This is a genomic window from Methylobacterium mesophilicum, assembly GCF_022179445.1.
Classification (GTDB): domain Bacteria; phylum Pseudomonadota; class Alphaproteobacteria; order Rhizobiales; family Beijerinckiaceae; genus Methylobacterium; species Methylobacterium mesophilicum.
Genome location: NZ_BPQU01000029.1, coordinates 1 through 14,131, shown reverse-complemented (window position 1 = coordinate 14,131; position 14,131 = coordinate 1). Strand labels below are relative to the sequence as shown.

Here is a 14,131-nt window from a genome sequence, read left to right as displayed (position 1 = left end):
TCGTCGCGTGCCGGTCGGGCCCCTATCGGGTCTCGGGCACAGCAGGGGGCAGGGCCGATGAGCGTCGTCGAACTCGGGCGGTTCATGGACGATCTCGCGGAGGCGTCCGGCCAGGCGATCCTGCCGTTCTTCCGTGCCGCGTTCGGCCTCGACGACAAGGCGCGGGGCGGCGCGCCGTTCGATCCGGTCACCGAGGCCGACCGCGCGGCCGAGACCGTGCTCCGCAGGATGATCGCCCAGACCTTCCCGGGCCACGGTATCCTGGGCGAGGAGTTCGGCTCCGAGCGCACCGACGCCGAGTGCGTCTGGGTGCTCGACCCGATCGACGGGACCCGCGCCTTCATCGCCGGGCTGCCGACCTGGGGCACGCTGATCGGGCTCACCCGCAACGGTGTGCCGGTGCGCGGGCTGATGCACCAGCCCTATCTTGGCGAGCGCTTCACCGGCGACGGCCGCAACGCCCGCCTGCGCGGCCCGGCGGGCGAGCGCACCTTGCGCGGTCGCCGCTGCGCCGCGCTGGACCAGGCGATCCTGGCCACCACCGACCCGCGCCTGTTCGCGGACGGCGAGGAGGCCGACCGTTTCCGCGACCTGGAGGGCCGCGTGCGGATGTCCCGCTACGGCACCGATTGCTACGCCTACTGCATGCTCGCCGCCGGCCAGATCGACCTCGTGGTCGAGGCCGGCCTGAAGCCCTATGACATCGTCGCGCTGATCCCGATCGTCGAGGGCGCGGGCGGGCGCGTCACCGCCTGGGACGGCGGCCCGGCCGCGGGCGGCGGGCGCATCGTCGCGGCGGCCGACCCGCGCCTCCACGAGGCGGTCTTGAAGGTGTTGAACCCGTGATGCAGCGCCGTTCCGCGGAGGGTCGCGACCGTGGGAGCCCGCCCGCGTGCTGCTGAACGCCCTCGTGCTGCTGGCGGCCCTCGTGCCGGCCGTGGAGGATCGCACGGCTGCGCTGCTGGCCGCGCCACCGATGGCAGCGGCACCGGCCGAGGCCGCCCCGCCGCGCTTCGATCCCGCCACCCGGTCGGTGTCCAACTGGCACGCGCAGGCCGGCGACAACCTGCTGCCGCGGTCCCTGGCGCTGACCGCCCGGCTCGCCGAGAACCCGCCCTACGTCGCCCGCTGCGTCCGGCTGAACAACGGCTGGTGCATCAAGTCCGCCCGCTGGTCTGGGGAGATCGGGGCCGACGCCGAGGGCCACACCGCCTTCGCCACAATGGCGGACGGGGCGGACGCCGCCGCTAGTTTGCTGCGCCGCTACGTCCGCGATTACAACCGGCGCAACGCCCTCGCGATCGTGCGCCGCTGGGCGCCTTCCGAGTGCCGCGTCGCGATGCCGGCCCGGGCGGGCAGGGGGGGTGCGACCGGGGTCGCCACGCCGGCGGTCTCGGCGAACCTGGCGCCCCGGGGGCTCGGCCGGACCCTGCGCGCTCGCTTCCTGGCCTCGCATAGGCCGGGCGGCGTGTCCCGGGCCCGGGGCAAGGCCCTGCGGGTGCAGCCCTGGTCCCCACTCGCCCGGATGGCCGGGCGGGCGGGGGCCCGTCCGGCCGCCCCCCGCGTGTCCCGCGTCGCGACGCTCCAGCCGGTGCCCCACATCGCCGCCGGCATCGCGTCCCCGGCGGCACCTTCGCTCTCCCGCGGCGCCGCGGATCCGGCCGCGCTCCTCGACCGCAAGGTTCCGAGCCCCGACCGGATGGTCGCGGAATCGGCGCTCCTGCCCGCCATCGCCTCCGGACTGCCCTTCCTCGACCTGCGTCTGCCGGCCCCGCTCTGCACGGGCGACGAGGTCCGGATCCAGGCCTATGCCGCGAAGATCAGCGGCAGCGTCGGGCTGAAGCCGACCGACGACCTCGACCTATTCGGGCCGGACGGCGCGCCGCGACCGAATCTGGCGCCGGTGATGCTCGCCATGTCGGCGGTGGAACTCGGCACGCTCCGGGCCAGCCCGGACCTCGTCGAGGCCGCCATCGCGCGCCTGAAGCCCACCCCGTAAAGTCATGGTTTCAAAAGGTCTTCGACCTTTTGCGGGTCCGGGGCAGTGCCCGGGTCTCTCAGGGGCTCCGTCCCCGAACCCCGCCAAAGGGCTGAGCCCTTTGGAAACCCGGTCCCGGGGCAAGCCTTGCGGTTCGGGCCGAACCGCGCCACCTGTGCCCCGCCTCTTTTCCCAGACGACGAGCCCGCCCGTGCCCCTGACCGACCTTGCCGCACGCGCCGGCTCGGCCGTCAAAGCCTTCGCCGAAGCCTCGCACGACCTGCTGATCCAGCCGACCTTGCGGCTCGGGGTCACCGGGCTCGCGCGCTCGGGCAAGACCGTGTTCACCACGGCGCTGATCCACCACCTCGTGGAGGCGCACGCCCTGCCGGCCTTCGCGCCCGCGCAGGAGGGCCGCCTGCGCCGCGCCCGGCTGGTGCCGCAGCCCGACGACGACGTGCCGCGCTTTCCCTTCGAGGAGCATTTCGCGACGCTGACCGAGGCCCGGCGCTGGCCGCGCTCCACCGACCGGATCAGCCAGTTCCGCCTGGAGATCGCCTACGAGCGCGCCGCCGGCTGGCGCAGCGGCCCGGCGACCCTGATGCTCGACGTGGTCGATTATCCCGGCGAATGGCTCCTCGACCTCGCCCTGATCGAGACCGGCTACACCGCGTGGTCGCGGGCGACGATCAACGGCACCCGCCGGCCCGGCCGGAGCGCCGTGGCGGCGCCGTGGCTCGAGGCGCTCAAGGGCTTCGATCCCAACGGCCCCCTCGACGAGGTCGCCGCCGAGCGGGCCAGCGACGCGTTCAAGGCCTATCTGGCGGCCCTGCGCGCCGGCCCGGAATCGGTCGCCACGACGCCACCGGGCCGCTTCCTGATGCCCGGCGACCTCGCGGGCTCGCCGGCCCTGACCTTCGCGCCGCTCGACAATCTCACCGGCAGCATCGCCCCCGACAGCCTCGCCGGGCTGATGGAGCGGCGCTTCGAGGCCTACAAGGCCAAGGTCGTTACGCCGTTCTTCCGCGACCATTTCCAGCGGGTCGACCGACAGATCGTGCTGGTGGACGTGCTCGCCGCGGTGGACGCTGGCGCCACCGCCCTGGCCGAGCTGGAGGAGGCGCTGGACGCGGTTTTGCTCAGCCTCAACATCGGCCGCAATACGGTGCTGTCGAAGCTGTTCGCGCCCCGGGCCGACCGGGTGCTGTTCGCCGCCACCAAGGCCGACCACCTCCACCAGACCAGCCACGACCGGCTCGACGCGCTGCTGCGCCTGCTGGTCTCCCGCTCGATGCGCCGCACCGAGGCCGCGGGCGCCCGGGTCGGCACGGTGGCGCTCGCCTCCGTGCGCGCCACTCGCGAGACCACGGTCCATGACGGCCCCGAGATTTTACGCGCGGTCGCCGGGACGCCGGAGGCCGGCGAGACGGTGGGCGACGAGGTGTTCGACGGTGAGAGCGAGGCCGCGGTGTTCCCGGGCGAGCTGCCGGCCCGCGCGGAAGCCGTGCTGGAAGGCGCCGTCGCCCCGGGCTCGCTGCGCTTCCCCCGCTTCCGCCCGCCGCTGATCCGCCCCGACGGCCTCGGCCGCCCCGGCCACCTGCCGCAGATCCGCCTCGACCGGGCGATGCAGTTTCTGATCGGCGACAGGCTCGGGTGATGGGGAGGGTGGCTTTCCGGGATGCCACAGGAGCCGGACGAGGCGCGGGTTCCCCTCTCCCCGCGCGCGGGGAGAGGCCCGCACGGACCTCGTCGTCCGTGCGGGAAGCGAGAGGCGAAGCCGGAGCGGCGGTGAGGGGGCGCGAACGGATGAGACTCATTCGGAGCCGCCCCCTCACCTTCGGCTGCCGCCTCGCCGCGCCGACGACGAGGTCGTCGCGGCCCTCTCCCCGCAAGCGGGGCGAGGGGACACCCGCTTACGCGTCGACGTTGAGGCATCGACCGCAAGCCTGCCGACGATCCACGGCCCGACAGATGGGCCCGGCAGCCCACCTCGGCGACCGCACCCGGCGCATCTACGCCGACCGGCTCCAACAGCCCACCGCCGTGAGGGCAAAACCGAAAAACCCTCTCGGGAGGCCGTAAGCCATGTCCTCAGGCCAAAAACCCCGCGCCTTCCGGATCAATCCCGAGCCGCCGCCCGGGCCGGGCGTGGCGACGACGCCGCTCGCGGCCCGGCCGGAGCAGGCCCGGATCGTCGAGGAGCCGTTCGAGATCGTCGATGCGGCCGACGGCGTCGCGGTGCCGGTGGCGCCGCGCCGGCGCTCGCCCTGGGGGACGCTGTTCCTGTCGGCGGCCGGCGGATTGGTCTCGCTGGGGATCGGCCTGTCGATCGAGCGGATGATCGCCGACCTGTTCCAGGCCGCGCCCTGGCTCGGCTGGGTGGCGCTCGCGCTGCTGGGGCTCGCCGGGCTGGCACTCCTGGCGATCATCGTCCGGGAGCTGGCTGGGCTGCGGCGCGAGCGGAAGATCGAGCGGCTGCGGCAATCGGCGGTCGATGCGCTCGCCACCCGCGACCATACCGGCGCGCAGGCGGTGGTGCAGGCGCTCTCGGCCTTCTACGCCGACCGCGATGTCCTGGCCCCGGGCCGCGCCCGGATCGACGCCGCCGCCGACGCGATCCTCGACGTGGACGACCGGATCGGGCTGGCCGAGCACGAGCTGCTGGCCGGCCTCGACCGGCAGGCGCGCAACGCCATCGCGACCGCCGCCAAGCAGGTCTCGGCGGTGACGGCACTGTCGCCGCGGGCGATCGTTGATGTCGCGTTCGTGGTCTTCGCCGCCGTCCGGCTGCTGCGCCGGATCGCGGCCATCTACGGCGGCCGCCCGGGCTTCCTAGGCTTCCTGCGGCTGGCGCGGGCGGCCCTGGCGCATCTCACCATCACGGGCGGGATGGCGGTGGGCGAGAGCGTGATGCAGCAGGTGCTGGGGCTCGGGATCGCCGCCCGGGTTTCGGCCAAGCTGGGGGAGGGCGTGCTGAACGGGCTGATGACCGCCCGATTCGGGCTGGCCGCGCTCAATGTCTGCCGGCCGCTGCCTTTCGTGCGCGAAGCCCCGCCGCGCCTCGCCGACGTGGCGGGCGAGCTGCTGCGCGCGGCAGAGCCCGAATCGAAATAAGCCGGACCGGCTGCTTGATAGGCCGGACGGCTACTTGACGGCGGCCGTGGCGGCGCGGCGATTGGCGATGCGCGTGAACATGTTGCCGGTGTAGTCGGCGACCTTGGGCTTCTCGACCTCGCCGACCTTCGCCTCGAAGGCCTCGATGCGCTTCAGGAGCGCGGCGTCGTTGAACAGCGAGCTGTTGAAGTTGATGTGGGCCCGGGGGCCGAGGGCGGCCTGGACCGCGTCGAGTCGTTCCAGAAGCTCTTTACGCGTCACGGTGCTCTCCAGGGGCGCCTTCGGGGCGAAGGACCGCCCAAGCCGACACTGGAGGCCGCGAGGGTAAACGGCGCGTTAACGCGAGGCGCAGCGCCTACAGCCCCTTCATGAACCCGGCGAGCCGCATCAGCCCCTCGGGCCATGGCCCGTGGCCGCTGGCGACGTTGATGTGGCCCGATTCGCCGGCATCGACCGTCAGAGAGCCCCAGCTATGGGCGAAATCGTCGGCCCGGTCGTAGGTGCAATACGGGTCGGTGCGGCTGGCAATCAGGAGCGACGGGAAGGGCAGGGGATCCCGGGGCATCGGCGCGAAGGCGCGCACCGCTTCGGGCAGGTCGGGCGCTTCCTCGACATCCGGGCAGGCCACGAACAGGGCGCCGCGCACCACCCCCGGGGCGAAGCGCGGCGCCGCGGCGACGCAGGCGACGACGCCGAGGCTGTGGGCGATCAGGATCACCGGCCGGGTCGCGGCCGCCACCGCCTCGGCGATCCGCCCGCACCAGGCCTCGGGGGTCGGCGCGTGCCAGTCGTCCTGGGCGACCACCCGCGCGGTGGCGAGGCGCCCGGCCCAGCGGGCCTGCCAGTGGTCCTCGTCCGAGCCTCCGAGCCCCGGGACGATGAGGATGTCGCAATCGGCGGTCTTCATGCCGGCTGCCTAGCGCATGATGCGGAAAAGGGGAATCCGGTTTTCCGAAATCATCATGCGCGAACAAGGCGCTAGCGCAGCCGCGCGTCCGGGGCGTCGAGACCGCCCGTCACTCGGCGGCGATCGGCGCCGCCCGGGCCGGATCGGTGATGTGCCGGGCGATCTGGGTCGAGGCGTGGTTCTTGGCCTTAGCCTCGATCTCGAAATCGGCCCAGACCATGTGGCGGGCGACGAGGTCGTTCACGGCCCGGTTCCACATCATGTCGGAATGGGCGGCGAGGTCCCGGACCGCGTGGCCGGCGGCGCGCAGCGCCGGGAAGTCGGGCAGGGCGTCCGGGTCGCACGCGGCCGAGACCGCCTCGCGCGAGACGCTGATATGGGCCACCGGCCGCACCCCGCGCCAGGACTCCCGCACCCGGGCGATGCGGGGATCGTCGGGCTCGAGATACGCGCCGCCGCTCTGGACCCAGTGATGGTGCAGGTCGAGCACCACCGGCACGAGGTCGGCGAGCTGGAGCACCGCCTCGACCCCGAAGACGTTCTCGTCGTTCTCGACGGTGATGAGGTCGCGCGCCACCTGGCTTGCCCGGGGCAGGGTCTCGCGGAACCCCGCCACCCCCGGGTCGCCGGCGCCGACATGGATGTTGATGTGGGCGCCGTGGGGATGCCAGCCGCCGCCGTAGCCCATGCGGTCGAAGATCTCGGCGTGGTAATCGAGCTCCGACAGGCCGTTGGCGATGGCCGCCGGGTTGCGGCTCGCCAGCAGGCAGAACGGGCCCGGGTGGAAGCTCAGGCGCACGCCGAGCCGGCGCGCCAGCGCCCCGGCCTCCGCCAGCCCGCGCTCGACCAGGGCCGCCACCTCGGGTTCGGCGTAGATGTCGCGCGCGATGGCGTGGGTGTAGCCGGGCAGGACGTTGCTCGCCATGCGCAGCAGGCGCTCGATCGGCGGCCGCGCCCCGACCCAGGCGATCTGCCGGGCCAGCGCGTCGAGATTGTGCGCGACGAGACCGGTGAGCTTCGCCCGCCGGGAAACGGGCTCCAGCTTGGCGAGATGGGCCATGGTCACGCTGGTCAGGTTCATGTGGAGCGTCGCCTCGCGCTCCGCCTTGAGAGTGGCGTAGGTGCCGGGCGGCTCGTCCAGGACGAACTTGCAGCAGAATCCGAGACGGGGCTGATCGCGCATAGGATGCACAACGCGCGTCGGCGCTTGGCGTGCCCGAAATCGGGCGCGGAACGGCCGCGCTTGGCCGACGTTTGAGCCTTCGAGCGCGGCAGTTCCGCGCGGACGGCCCTCTCGTACCCCCATGCCTGCGTCGCCCCCCCGCCCGAGTTCCGTCCCGGAGTCCGGCTCGATCCTCTGGATCCTGATGCTCGGCTCGGCCCTGGTGGCGCTGGCCGCGACGCCCGCCCGGCGGCGCACGCCCACCGTGCCGGAACGCCCCGAGCCGCCGGTCGAGCCGGTCCCGTCCCACGCGACCGCTTCGGTGCGCGACAAGGCGATCAATGTCGGCGCGCGCTCGATCGCGGGCCGCGCCGCGCAGCTCACCGCGGCGACCCAGCCCGAACGCGGCCGCGCCGCCGACAGCCCCGCCGAGATGACCCGGTCCGGCTGGAAGGACATCGCGGTCCGGGTCTACCTGGAATTCAACAAGGACCGGGTGCTGGCGGTGGCCGCCGGGGTGACCTTCTACACCCTGCTGTCGCTGTTCCCGGCGATCGCCGCGCTGGTGAGCTGCTACGGCCTGTTCGCGGACGTCAACGCCATCAACGAGCACCTCGCGCAGCTGCACGCCGTGCTGCCGACCGGCGCGGTGGAGCTGATCGGCGACCAGATCAAGCGCATCGCCGCCAAGGGCAGCAGCTCCCTCAGCGTCACGTTCTTCACCAGCCTGCTGCTGTCGCTGTGGAGCGCCAACGCCGCCATGAAGGCGATGTTCGATGCCCTGAACGTGGTCTACGAGGAGGAGGAGAAGCGCAATTTCCTCTGGCTCAACATCCGCTCGCTGACCTTCACGGTGGGCGCACTGTTGTTCATCATCATCGCGCTCAACGCGATCGTGGTGGTTCCGATCGTGCTGAACTTCCTCGGCCTCGGCTCGGGCGCGTGGCTGCTCGCGGCGCTGCGCTGGCCGGCGGTGCTGCTGGTGCTGCTCGCCGGGCTCTCGGTGCTCTACCGCTTCGGCCCGAGCCGGGAACACGCCCGCTGGCGTTGGGTCGGCGTCGGCAGCGTGGTGGCGGGGCTGCTCTGGCTGATCGCGTCCCTGCTGTTCTCCTGGTACGTCGCCAGCTTCGGCACCTACAACGAGACCTACGGATCGCTGGGCGCCGTGATCGGCTTCATGACCTGGATCTGGATCTCGTCGACCATCGTGCTGCTCGGCGGCGAGATCAACGCCGAACTCGAGCACCAGACCGGCCGCGACACCACCACGGGGGCGCCCCTGCCGCTCGGACACCGCCGGGCCCGGATGGCCGACACCGTGGGGGCGGCGGCATAGGGTGCGGCCCGTAAGCGGAACCGTGAGCGACAGGATGCCGCCTGTGCAGCCGTTTCCAGGGTCGCAGGACTGCCGGGCCCCGGGCACGATGCCTATATCTTCCGTCGAACAGGGAGATCTCCATGGCCGATACCGCGACGACCAGCCCGGATGCCCGCAGCGAGGCCGAGTGGCGGGCGAAGCTCACGCCCGAGCAGTACCGGGTGCTGCGCGAGCACGGAACCGAGCGCGCCGGCACGAGCTGCCTGCTGGCCGAGAAGCGGCCCGGCACGTTCACCTGTGTCGGCTGCGGGCAGCCGCTGTTCGAGCAGGGCACCAAGTTCGAGTCCGGCAGCGGCTGGCCGAGCTTCTTCGAGCCGCTGGAGGGCGCCGTCGAGACGACCGTGGACCGCAGCCACTGGATGGTCCGGACCGAAGTCCATTGCGCACGCTGCAAGGGCCATCTCGGCCACGTGTTCGACGACGGCCCCGCCCCCACGGGCCTGCGCTACTGCATGAACGGCGCCGCCCTGAACTTCGAGCCGGCGGCCTGAGCCTGGCTGGTTCGGGTTTAACCTGGGTTGGAAAAATCCGCACCGAAAGACGGGATATCGGGGACAGGCCCGGAATTGGGGGAATCGCAACCCCACTCCGGTCTTGATTTCGTCGTGTTTTTGCTTAGCGCTTAACCGTCTCATGTTGTCGCCGTCCGGTATTGGCGATGGATGCGGTTATGGGAGAGCCAATACGGCGTTGCGGCTGAGCTTTTACGCCGCGCCTGCCGGCTCGACTTACCAGATCCATCCGGGCCGGCGGCCCTGAGGGCAGTCCGCCGGATCGGCGCACCGCCGACGAAGCGGGAGGGGTTTTGAGTTCATGAGCACCATTCGCCGATTCCTGGTCGCGCCATCCCTGGTCCGCCTGATCCGCAAGGAACGGGGCGGAGCCCGGATCACCGAGGGCCACTTCGTCGCCCAGGGGGGCCGCAGCTCCTACGTGCGCGTCGACGGCCAGATCTGCCAGCTGGTGCTGGTGAACAAGGGCGCCGACGGCATCCCGGTCGAGGAGCGGACCGACGTGCCGCGCGCCCACGGCGACGCGCTGCTGGATGTCTGCCCCGGCAAGGCCGCCTACGACCGCACCGTGCTGACGCTCGGCGGGCGCGAGGTCACGATCGACCGGTACGTCACACCGGGCAATCTCGACCTGATCAGCGTCGCCTTCGACAATGACGGCGACGCGGGCGCCTTCCAGAGCCCGAACTGGTTCGGGCGTGAGGTCAGCAGCGAGCCGGCCTACGAGCGCCAGGCTTTGGCCATCCAGGGCGTGCCGGCCGGCGAGGAGGTGCCGCTGAGCAACGCGGCGCTCGACGCCGTCCTCGACCTGATCGAGCCGCGGTTCGGCTTCGGCCGCTACGGCAGCAACGCGCGCGGCAGCGAGACGTCGGACGACGGCGCGATGAGCGCCATGCGCCGCATCGTGACGCCTGCGGCCGCCGCGGCGGCGGCACCGCCCCCGCCGGTACCGACGCCGGCGCCCGAAGCCGTCGAGCCACCGCCTGCGCCCGTCGCCGAGGCTCCGCCGCCGGAGCCCGAGCACCATCCCGAGCCGGAGCCGGCGCCGGAGCCCGTCGCGCACCCGGCGCCGACCGCCCACGAAGCCACACCGGCCCCGGCCGCCGCCCACGACGGCATCCACAGCGACGCGCGCATCGACGACGTGATCGAGAGCCTGTCGCAGGCGCTCGGCGCGGCGATCCATCAGCATCCCGAGCCGACTGCCGAGCCCAAGGACGCGAAGGCCGACGAGTCGGCGGGCGTGTTCGAGCGCTGGACCGTGCGCCCTCGCCGGACGCAGCAGCAGACCTGATCGACCGATCCATCGAGAAGGCCGCGGGGACAGGGCGCCACCGCGGCCTTTTTGCTGCGCGCCGTGGGGCCTTCATGAGGTTTCCGGCGCAACGACGCTCCACCGGCCTTGCGAGCGCAGCCAAGCAACCCGATGCGGCGCGCGCTTGGGGCGGAGCGGCCCCCTGCGCTTCCTGCGCGCGCGAATGCGGGCCGATCGACCCGCGCGCAGCCCTTGACAATGTTCCTACTTTGTGCTCATTAGCCGTCACCTGTCCTTCGGCGTTTCGGGAGCGATCCCGCGGCGCTCCTCGGGGGTCCGTCCGGTGGCTGACCGGCGGGCTCGGGGGACGGGGCGGTGCCCGCGTCGGTGGCTCTCAGCCGCCATCGCCCCGGGCGGCGTGCCGATGCAGGGCGTGTCTCGGATGCGGGCGTGAAGATCGGGCGGCAGTCTGCCCGGCGGGGTGCGGAAATGCCCCCGCGGCGACCCGGGTCTGGGCGTGACCCTCAGAAACCTGCGGACCCGCCCACTACGAGGCGGATGTCGGGTGGAAGGCCACGGCGGTGATGCGGGTTCCGGGGGCGTCTCGGCTGCGATTGCGGCTTGGGCGTCATGAGCAGTGACCGCCAACACGGAGTCGCGGGGATCGGCAGGTCGCACAGACATCGCGACGAGACAGACGGCACCGGCCGGGGACCATGCCCGTCCGATGCCGCGGGTCGCCGCGGGGATCGGATCCCGCGCGTAACTTGGCCGTCACCTGGGTTCCCGCGGCGTCCCGCGTCCAGCGTGAGGAGACTTCTTGGGCCATGCCCCCGGCGCCGCAGGCGCGTGGGGACGAGGAAGCATATCCAGAGGTGGGCGGACGGTTCGCCCGCAAGTCCGGACCGGGTCCCACCCGTGCGGCATCCTGTCTGGTCGATTCGAGAACCAAAGTGAGACTGGGCTGAACCCATTCTCCGGATCGGCCGTTGAGCGTGCGGCACTGCGAGCGCGCAGGCCTAAGCCGATTGCCGGAGGTGACGATACGCCGGGCATGGAAGAGTAGGTTCGATGGAACAGCCCGACGCTTGGCATCTGACGGACCGGCTCGATGCCGAACACGGCAAGGGCGATCCGTTCGCCGCCGCAGTCCGTGCCACGCGGATGGCGATGATCGTGACCAATCCGCGCCTGCCCGACAACCCGATCGTCTTCGCCAACGACGCGTTCCTGCGGATGAGCGGCTACGACCGCCAGGACGTGCTCGGTCGCAACTGCCGCTTCCTCCAGGGGCCCGACACCGACCCGGGCGCCGTGACGCTGATCCGGGAGGCCGTGGCGGCGCAGCGCGACATCGCGATCGACGTGCTGAACTACCGCAAGGACGGGTCGCCGTTCTGGAACGCCCTGTATCTCAGCCCCGTCGCCAACGAGGCCGGAGAGGTACTGTTCTTCTTCGCCTCGCAGCTCGACGTCACCGATCGCGTCGACGCGCATCTCCGGGTGCAGAAGGAGAAGGACCATTTCGAGGCCGAGGTCGCCCGCCGGACCCGCGACCTGACCGATGCCCTGGCCACGCAGACCATGCTGGTCCACGAGGTCGATCATCGGGTCAAGAACAACCTCCAGATGATCGCGGCCCTGCTCGCCATGCAGACCCGGGCGATCACCGATCCCGCCGCCCGCGCCGCCATGGAATCGATGCTGACCCGGGTCGAGGCCCTCGGCACGGTCCACCGCCGGCTCTACCAGTCCAACAACGTCGAGCGGTTCGACGTGGCCGAGTTCGCCCGCGAGCTCGCCACCGACCTGGTCCGCGGTTCCGGGACGGACCGGATCCGCCTGCACCTGGACCTGGAAACGGTGGAGATCCCGGTGACCAAGGCCCCGCCGGTGGCGCTGATGATGAACGAGCTGATCACCAACGCCCTCAAGCACGCCTTTCCGGACCACCGTGCCGGCCGGCTCTCGGTGACGGTGGCGCCGGACGACCGCTACTTCACCATCAGGATCGCCGACGACGGCGTCGGCATGCCCGTGCAGGTCATGGAGCAGCGCTCGTTCGGCAAGCGGTTGATCGGCACCCTCTGCCGCCAACTCAATGCCAGCATCGCCTGGCAGGCGAACGATCCGGGCACGGTCGTCAACGTGCGCCTGCCCCGCGAGATGGCTACCGGTCTGGAGGCCACATGAGCGAGCCGATGCGGATCCTCGTCGTCGAGGACGAGGCCCTGATCCTGATGCAGATCGAGATGATGCTCGAGGATGCCGGCTATCGCGTCGTGGGCACCGCCATGACGGCGGCGGAGGCCATCGCCCTCGTCCACGAGACCCGGCCCGAACTGGTGCTGATCGACCTGCGCCTCGGCGACGATTCCTCCGGCGTGGACGTGGCGCATGCGGTGCGCGCCATCGGGGGCATCACGGCTGCCTTCATGACCGCCAACGCCCGGGCCCTCTCGGACGACCTGGAGGGCGCCACGGCGGTGATCGCCAAGCCGTTCACCGGCGCGGTCCTGGAGGAATCCCTGGCCTACCTGGAGGATTGCGTCCGCCGGCCGCCGCCGGCCGAGCTGGTGCCGGCGGGGATGCGCCTCGCCCCGGCCCTGCTCAAGAGCTTCGCCCAGATGCGACAGTGAACGCCGCCCTCGACACGTCCGGCGCGGCGCGTAGAGTGCCGGCCATGTCAAGCTTCCGCGTCGCCCGCCCGCTCCTGGCCACCTTCCTCGCGGCCCTGGCCGGCCTGCCCCTCGCCGCCCGGGCGGAGCCGTGCGACGACCTCGCCCAGCAGATCGCCGGGGCGATCGGCGGCAAGGTCGGCAAGCGCGCCGGGCCGAGCATCGACATCCGCCTGGCCGGTCCGATCAAGTTCGACGTGACCTGCAGGGCCGAGCCGATCGTGCAGGCGACCTCCGCGGAGCCCACCCCCTCGGCGGCCTTCTTCCGCGACCTCGCGGCCGCCTCGGAGATCCTGGTCGGGGAGCCGGCCGCGCGGGTCGAGCCGATCATCGCCGACGCCTACCGGACGGCCCTGTCGGACCGCCGCAAGTCGTTCATCCAGCAGAACGGCTGGTCGGCCTCCTGCTACACCGACCCCGGCAGCAGCGCGATGCGCACCCTGTGCTCGGTGGGGCGCATCCCGCCGAGGTGATCAATACTCGATCACGTCCTCGAGCGCGTAGTGCTTCACGGTCTTCCGGTTGGCGATGAGCTCGTCCACGGTCGGCTCGCCCTTGAGGGCCCGAGCGATGGCGAGCTTCGTCGCCTCGTAATTGGTGCGGTACAGGTCCTTGCGGTCGAGGTTGTCGTCCTCGGCGCAGCGCGGGTCGAGCCAGATCATGATGATCATGCACAGCTCGTCGAGACCGTCCTTGGGCAACACGCCCTCGATGATGCAATCCACGATCGCGTCGCCGGTGGCGGCCTGGACGATTCCGCCGAGCAGCTCGACATACTCGGCCGTGTGGATCGTCGCCTTGGTGGTCATCATCGTGGCCGGGCGCACCAGCTGGTTGAGGTCGCGCACCACGAACATCCGGGTGTGGCCCTGGACCTGCCCCATCATCGACGCGAAGGCCTGACCCACCGGCCCGCGCACCGAGCCGATCAGCACCTCGGGCATGGCGTCGGTGTACTGACCGTCCGCGGCCAGGACGGTGGCCTCGCCGGTGCGGAACCAGATCTCTTGCATGTGTCGCGACTCCCCGTGTCAGGTCGCCCGGGGGAGACATCATCGAGGCGCCGGCGTCAATCGCTCCGGAGCGGCCCGACAGGGCGATCGCTTGAAAGGAATGGATTTCGGTGTTGCCTTTTGCGTGATTCACA

General features: G+C 71.7%; 14 protein-coding genes. 10 read left to right on the top strand and 4 right to left on the bottom strand.

Annotation, left to right across the window (positions count from 1 at the left end):
• Nucleotides 1-57 precede the first annotated feature (57 nt).
• The 4 genes from hisN to MFF40_RS22375 all read left to right on the top strand — a co-directional run bounded on the left by hisN (nucleotide 58) and on the right by MFF40_RS22375 (nucleotide 5,092).
• Nucleotides 58-846 carry a histidinol-phosphatase gene (gene hisN, locus MFF40_RS22395; RefSeq protein WP_147898359.1) on the top strand — a complete coding sequence of 263 codons (789 nt, stop codon included), beginning with the start codon at nucleotides 58-60 and terminating at the stop codon, nucleotides 844-846.
• A gap of 46 nt (nucleotides 847-892) precedes the next feature.
• Nucleotides 893-1,999 (top strand): hypothetical protein, encoded by a 1,107-nt coding sequence (locus MFF40_RS22390; RefSeq protein ID WP_147898358.1) that lies wholly within the window; start codon nucleotides 893-895, stop codon nucleotides 1,997-1,999.
• Nucleotides 2,000-2,189: 190 nt separating this feature from the next.
• The gene (locus MFF40_RS22385) at nucleotides 2,190-3,635 is read left to right on the top strand and encodes a YcjX family GTP-binding protein (protein WP_147898357.1); all 1,446 of its coding nucleotides are present in this window, start codon (nucleotides 2,190-2,192) and stop codon (nucleotides 3,633-3,635) included.
• Between the two features lie 428 nt (nucleotides 3,636-4,063).
• The gene (locus tag MFF40_RS22375; RefSeq protein ID WP_147898356.1) at nucleotides 4,064-5,092 is read left to right on the top strand and encodes a YcjF family protein; all 1,029 of its coding nucleotides are present in this window, start codon (nucleotides 4,064-4,066) and stop codon (nucleotides 5,090-5,092) included.
• Between the two features lie 30 nt (nucleotides 5,093-5,122).
• On the opposite strand, the gene MFF40_RS22370 is transcribed toward MFF40_RS22375, so the two are convergent.
• The 3 genes from MFF40_RS22370 to MFF40_RS22360 all read right to left on the bottom strand — a co-directional run bounded on the left by MFF40_RS22370 (nucleotide 5,123) and on the right by MFF40_RS22360 (nucleotide 7,182).
• Nucleotides 5,123-5,353, bottom strand: coding sequence for a hypothetical protein (locus MFF40_RS22370; RefSeq protein ID WP_147898355.1), 231 nt, complete (start codon nucleotides 5,351-5,353; stop codon nucleotides 5,123-5,125).
• A 94-nt stretch (nucleotides 5,354-5,447) separates the two neighbouring features.
• The gene (locus MFF40_RS22365) at nucleotides 5,448-5,999 is read right to left on the bottom strand and encodes an RBBP9/YdeN family alpha/beta hydrolase (protein ID WP_147898354.1); all 552 of its coding nucleotides are present in this window, start codon (nucleotides 5,997-5,999) and stop codon (nucleotides 5,448-5,450) included.
• A 109-nt stretch (nucleotides 6,000-6,108) separates the two neighbouring features.
• Entirely contained in the window at nucleotides 6,109-7,182 is a 1,074-nt protein-coding gene (locus MFF40_RS22360; protein WP_238262295.1) for an apurinic/apyrimidinic endonuclease family protein, read from the bottom strand.
• Nucleotides 7,183-7,303: 121 nt separating this feature from the next.
• On the opposite strand from MFF40_RS22360, the gene MFF40_RS22355 reads away from it, so the two are divergent.
• From MFF40_RS22355 to MFF40_RS22330, 6 genes are all read left to right on the top strand, one after another.
• Nucleotides 7,304-8,497: a YihY/virulence factor BrkB family protein gene (locus MFF40_RS22355; protein ID WP_238262293.1), complete on the top strand. Its 1,194-nt coding sequence runs from the start codon at nucleotides 7,304-7,306 to the stop codon at nucleotides 8,495-8,497.
• 122 nt (nucleotides 8,498-8,619) lie between these two features.
• Nucleotides 8,620-9,030: a peptide-methionine (R)-S-oxide reductase MsrB gene (gene msrB / locus MFF40_RS22350; RefSeq protein WP_147857267.1), complete on the top strand. Its 411-nt coding sequence runs from the start codon at nucleotides 8,620-8,622 to the stop codon at nucleotides 9,028-9,030.
• 322 nt (nucleotides 9,031-9,352) lie between these two features.
• The gene (locus tag MFF40_RS22345) at nucleotides 9,353-10,345 is read left to right on the top strand and encodes a CYTH domain-containing protein (RefSeq protein WP_147898352.1); all 993 of its coding nucleotides are present in this window, start codon (nucleotides 9,353-9,355) and stop codon (nucleotides 10,343-10,345) included.
• A gap of 1,032 nt (nucleotides 10,346-11,377) precedes the next feature.
• On the top strand, nucleotides 11,378-12,499 hold the full coding sequence (locus tag MFF40_RS22340; RefSeq protein WP_238262290.1) for a histidine kinase dimerization/phosphoacceptor domain -containing protein: 1,122 nt from the start codon (nucleotides 11,378-11,380) through the stop codon (nucleotides 12,497-12,499).
• The gene (locus MFF40_RS22335; RefSeq protein ID WP_147855682.1) at nucleotides 12,496-12,945 is read left to right on the top strand and encodes a response regulator; all 450 of its coding nucleotides are present in this window, start codon (nucleotides 12,496-12,498) and stop codon (nucleotides 12,943-12,945) included. The genes MFF40_RS22340 and MFF40_RS22335 overlap by 4 nt, the downstream gene beginning before the upstream one ends.
• 44 nt (nucleotides 12,946-12,989) lie before the next feature.
• Nucleotides 12,990-13,457: a hypothetical protein gene (locus tag MFF40_RS22330; protein ID WP_238262288.1), complete on the top strand. Its 468-nt coding sequence runs from the start codon at nucleotides 12,990-12,992 to the stop codon at nucleotides 13,455-13,457.
• On the opposite strand, the gene fae is transcribed toward MFF40_RS22330, so the two are convergent.
• Entirely contained in the window at nucleotides 13,458-13,997 is a 540-nt protein-coding gene (gene fae, locus MFF40_RS22325) for a formaldehyde-activating enzyme (RefSeq protein WP_092038463.1), read from the bottom strand. It lies immediately after the preceding gene.
• Between the last annotated feature and the right edge of the window lie 134 nt (nucleotides 13,998-14,131).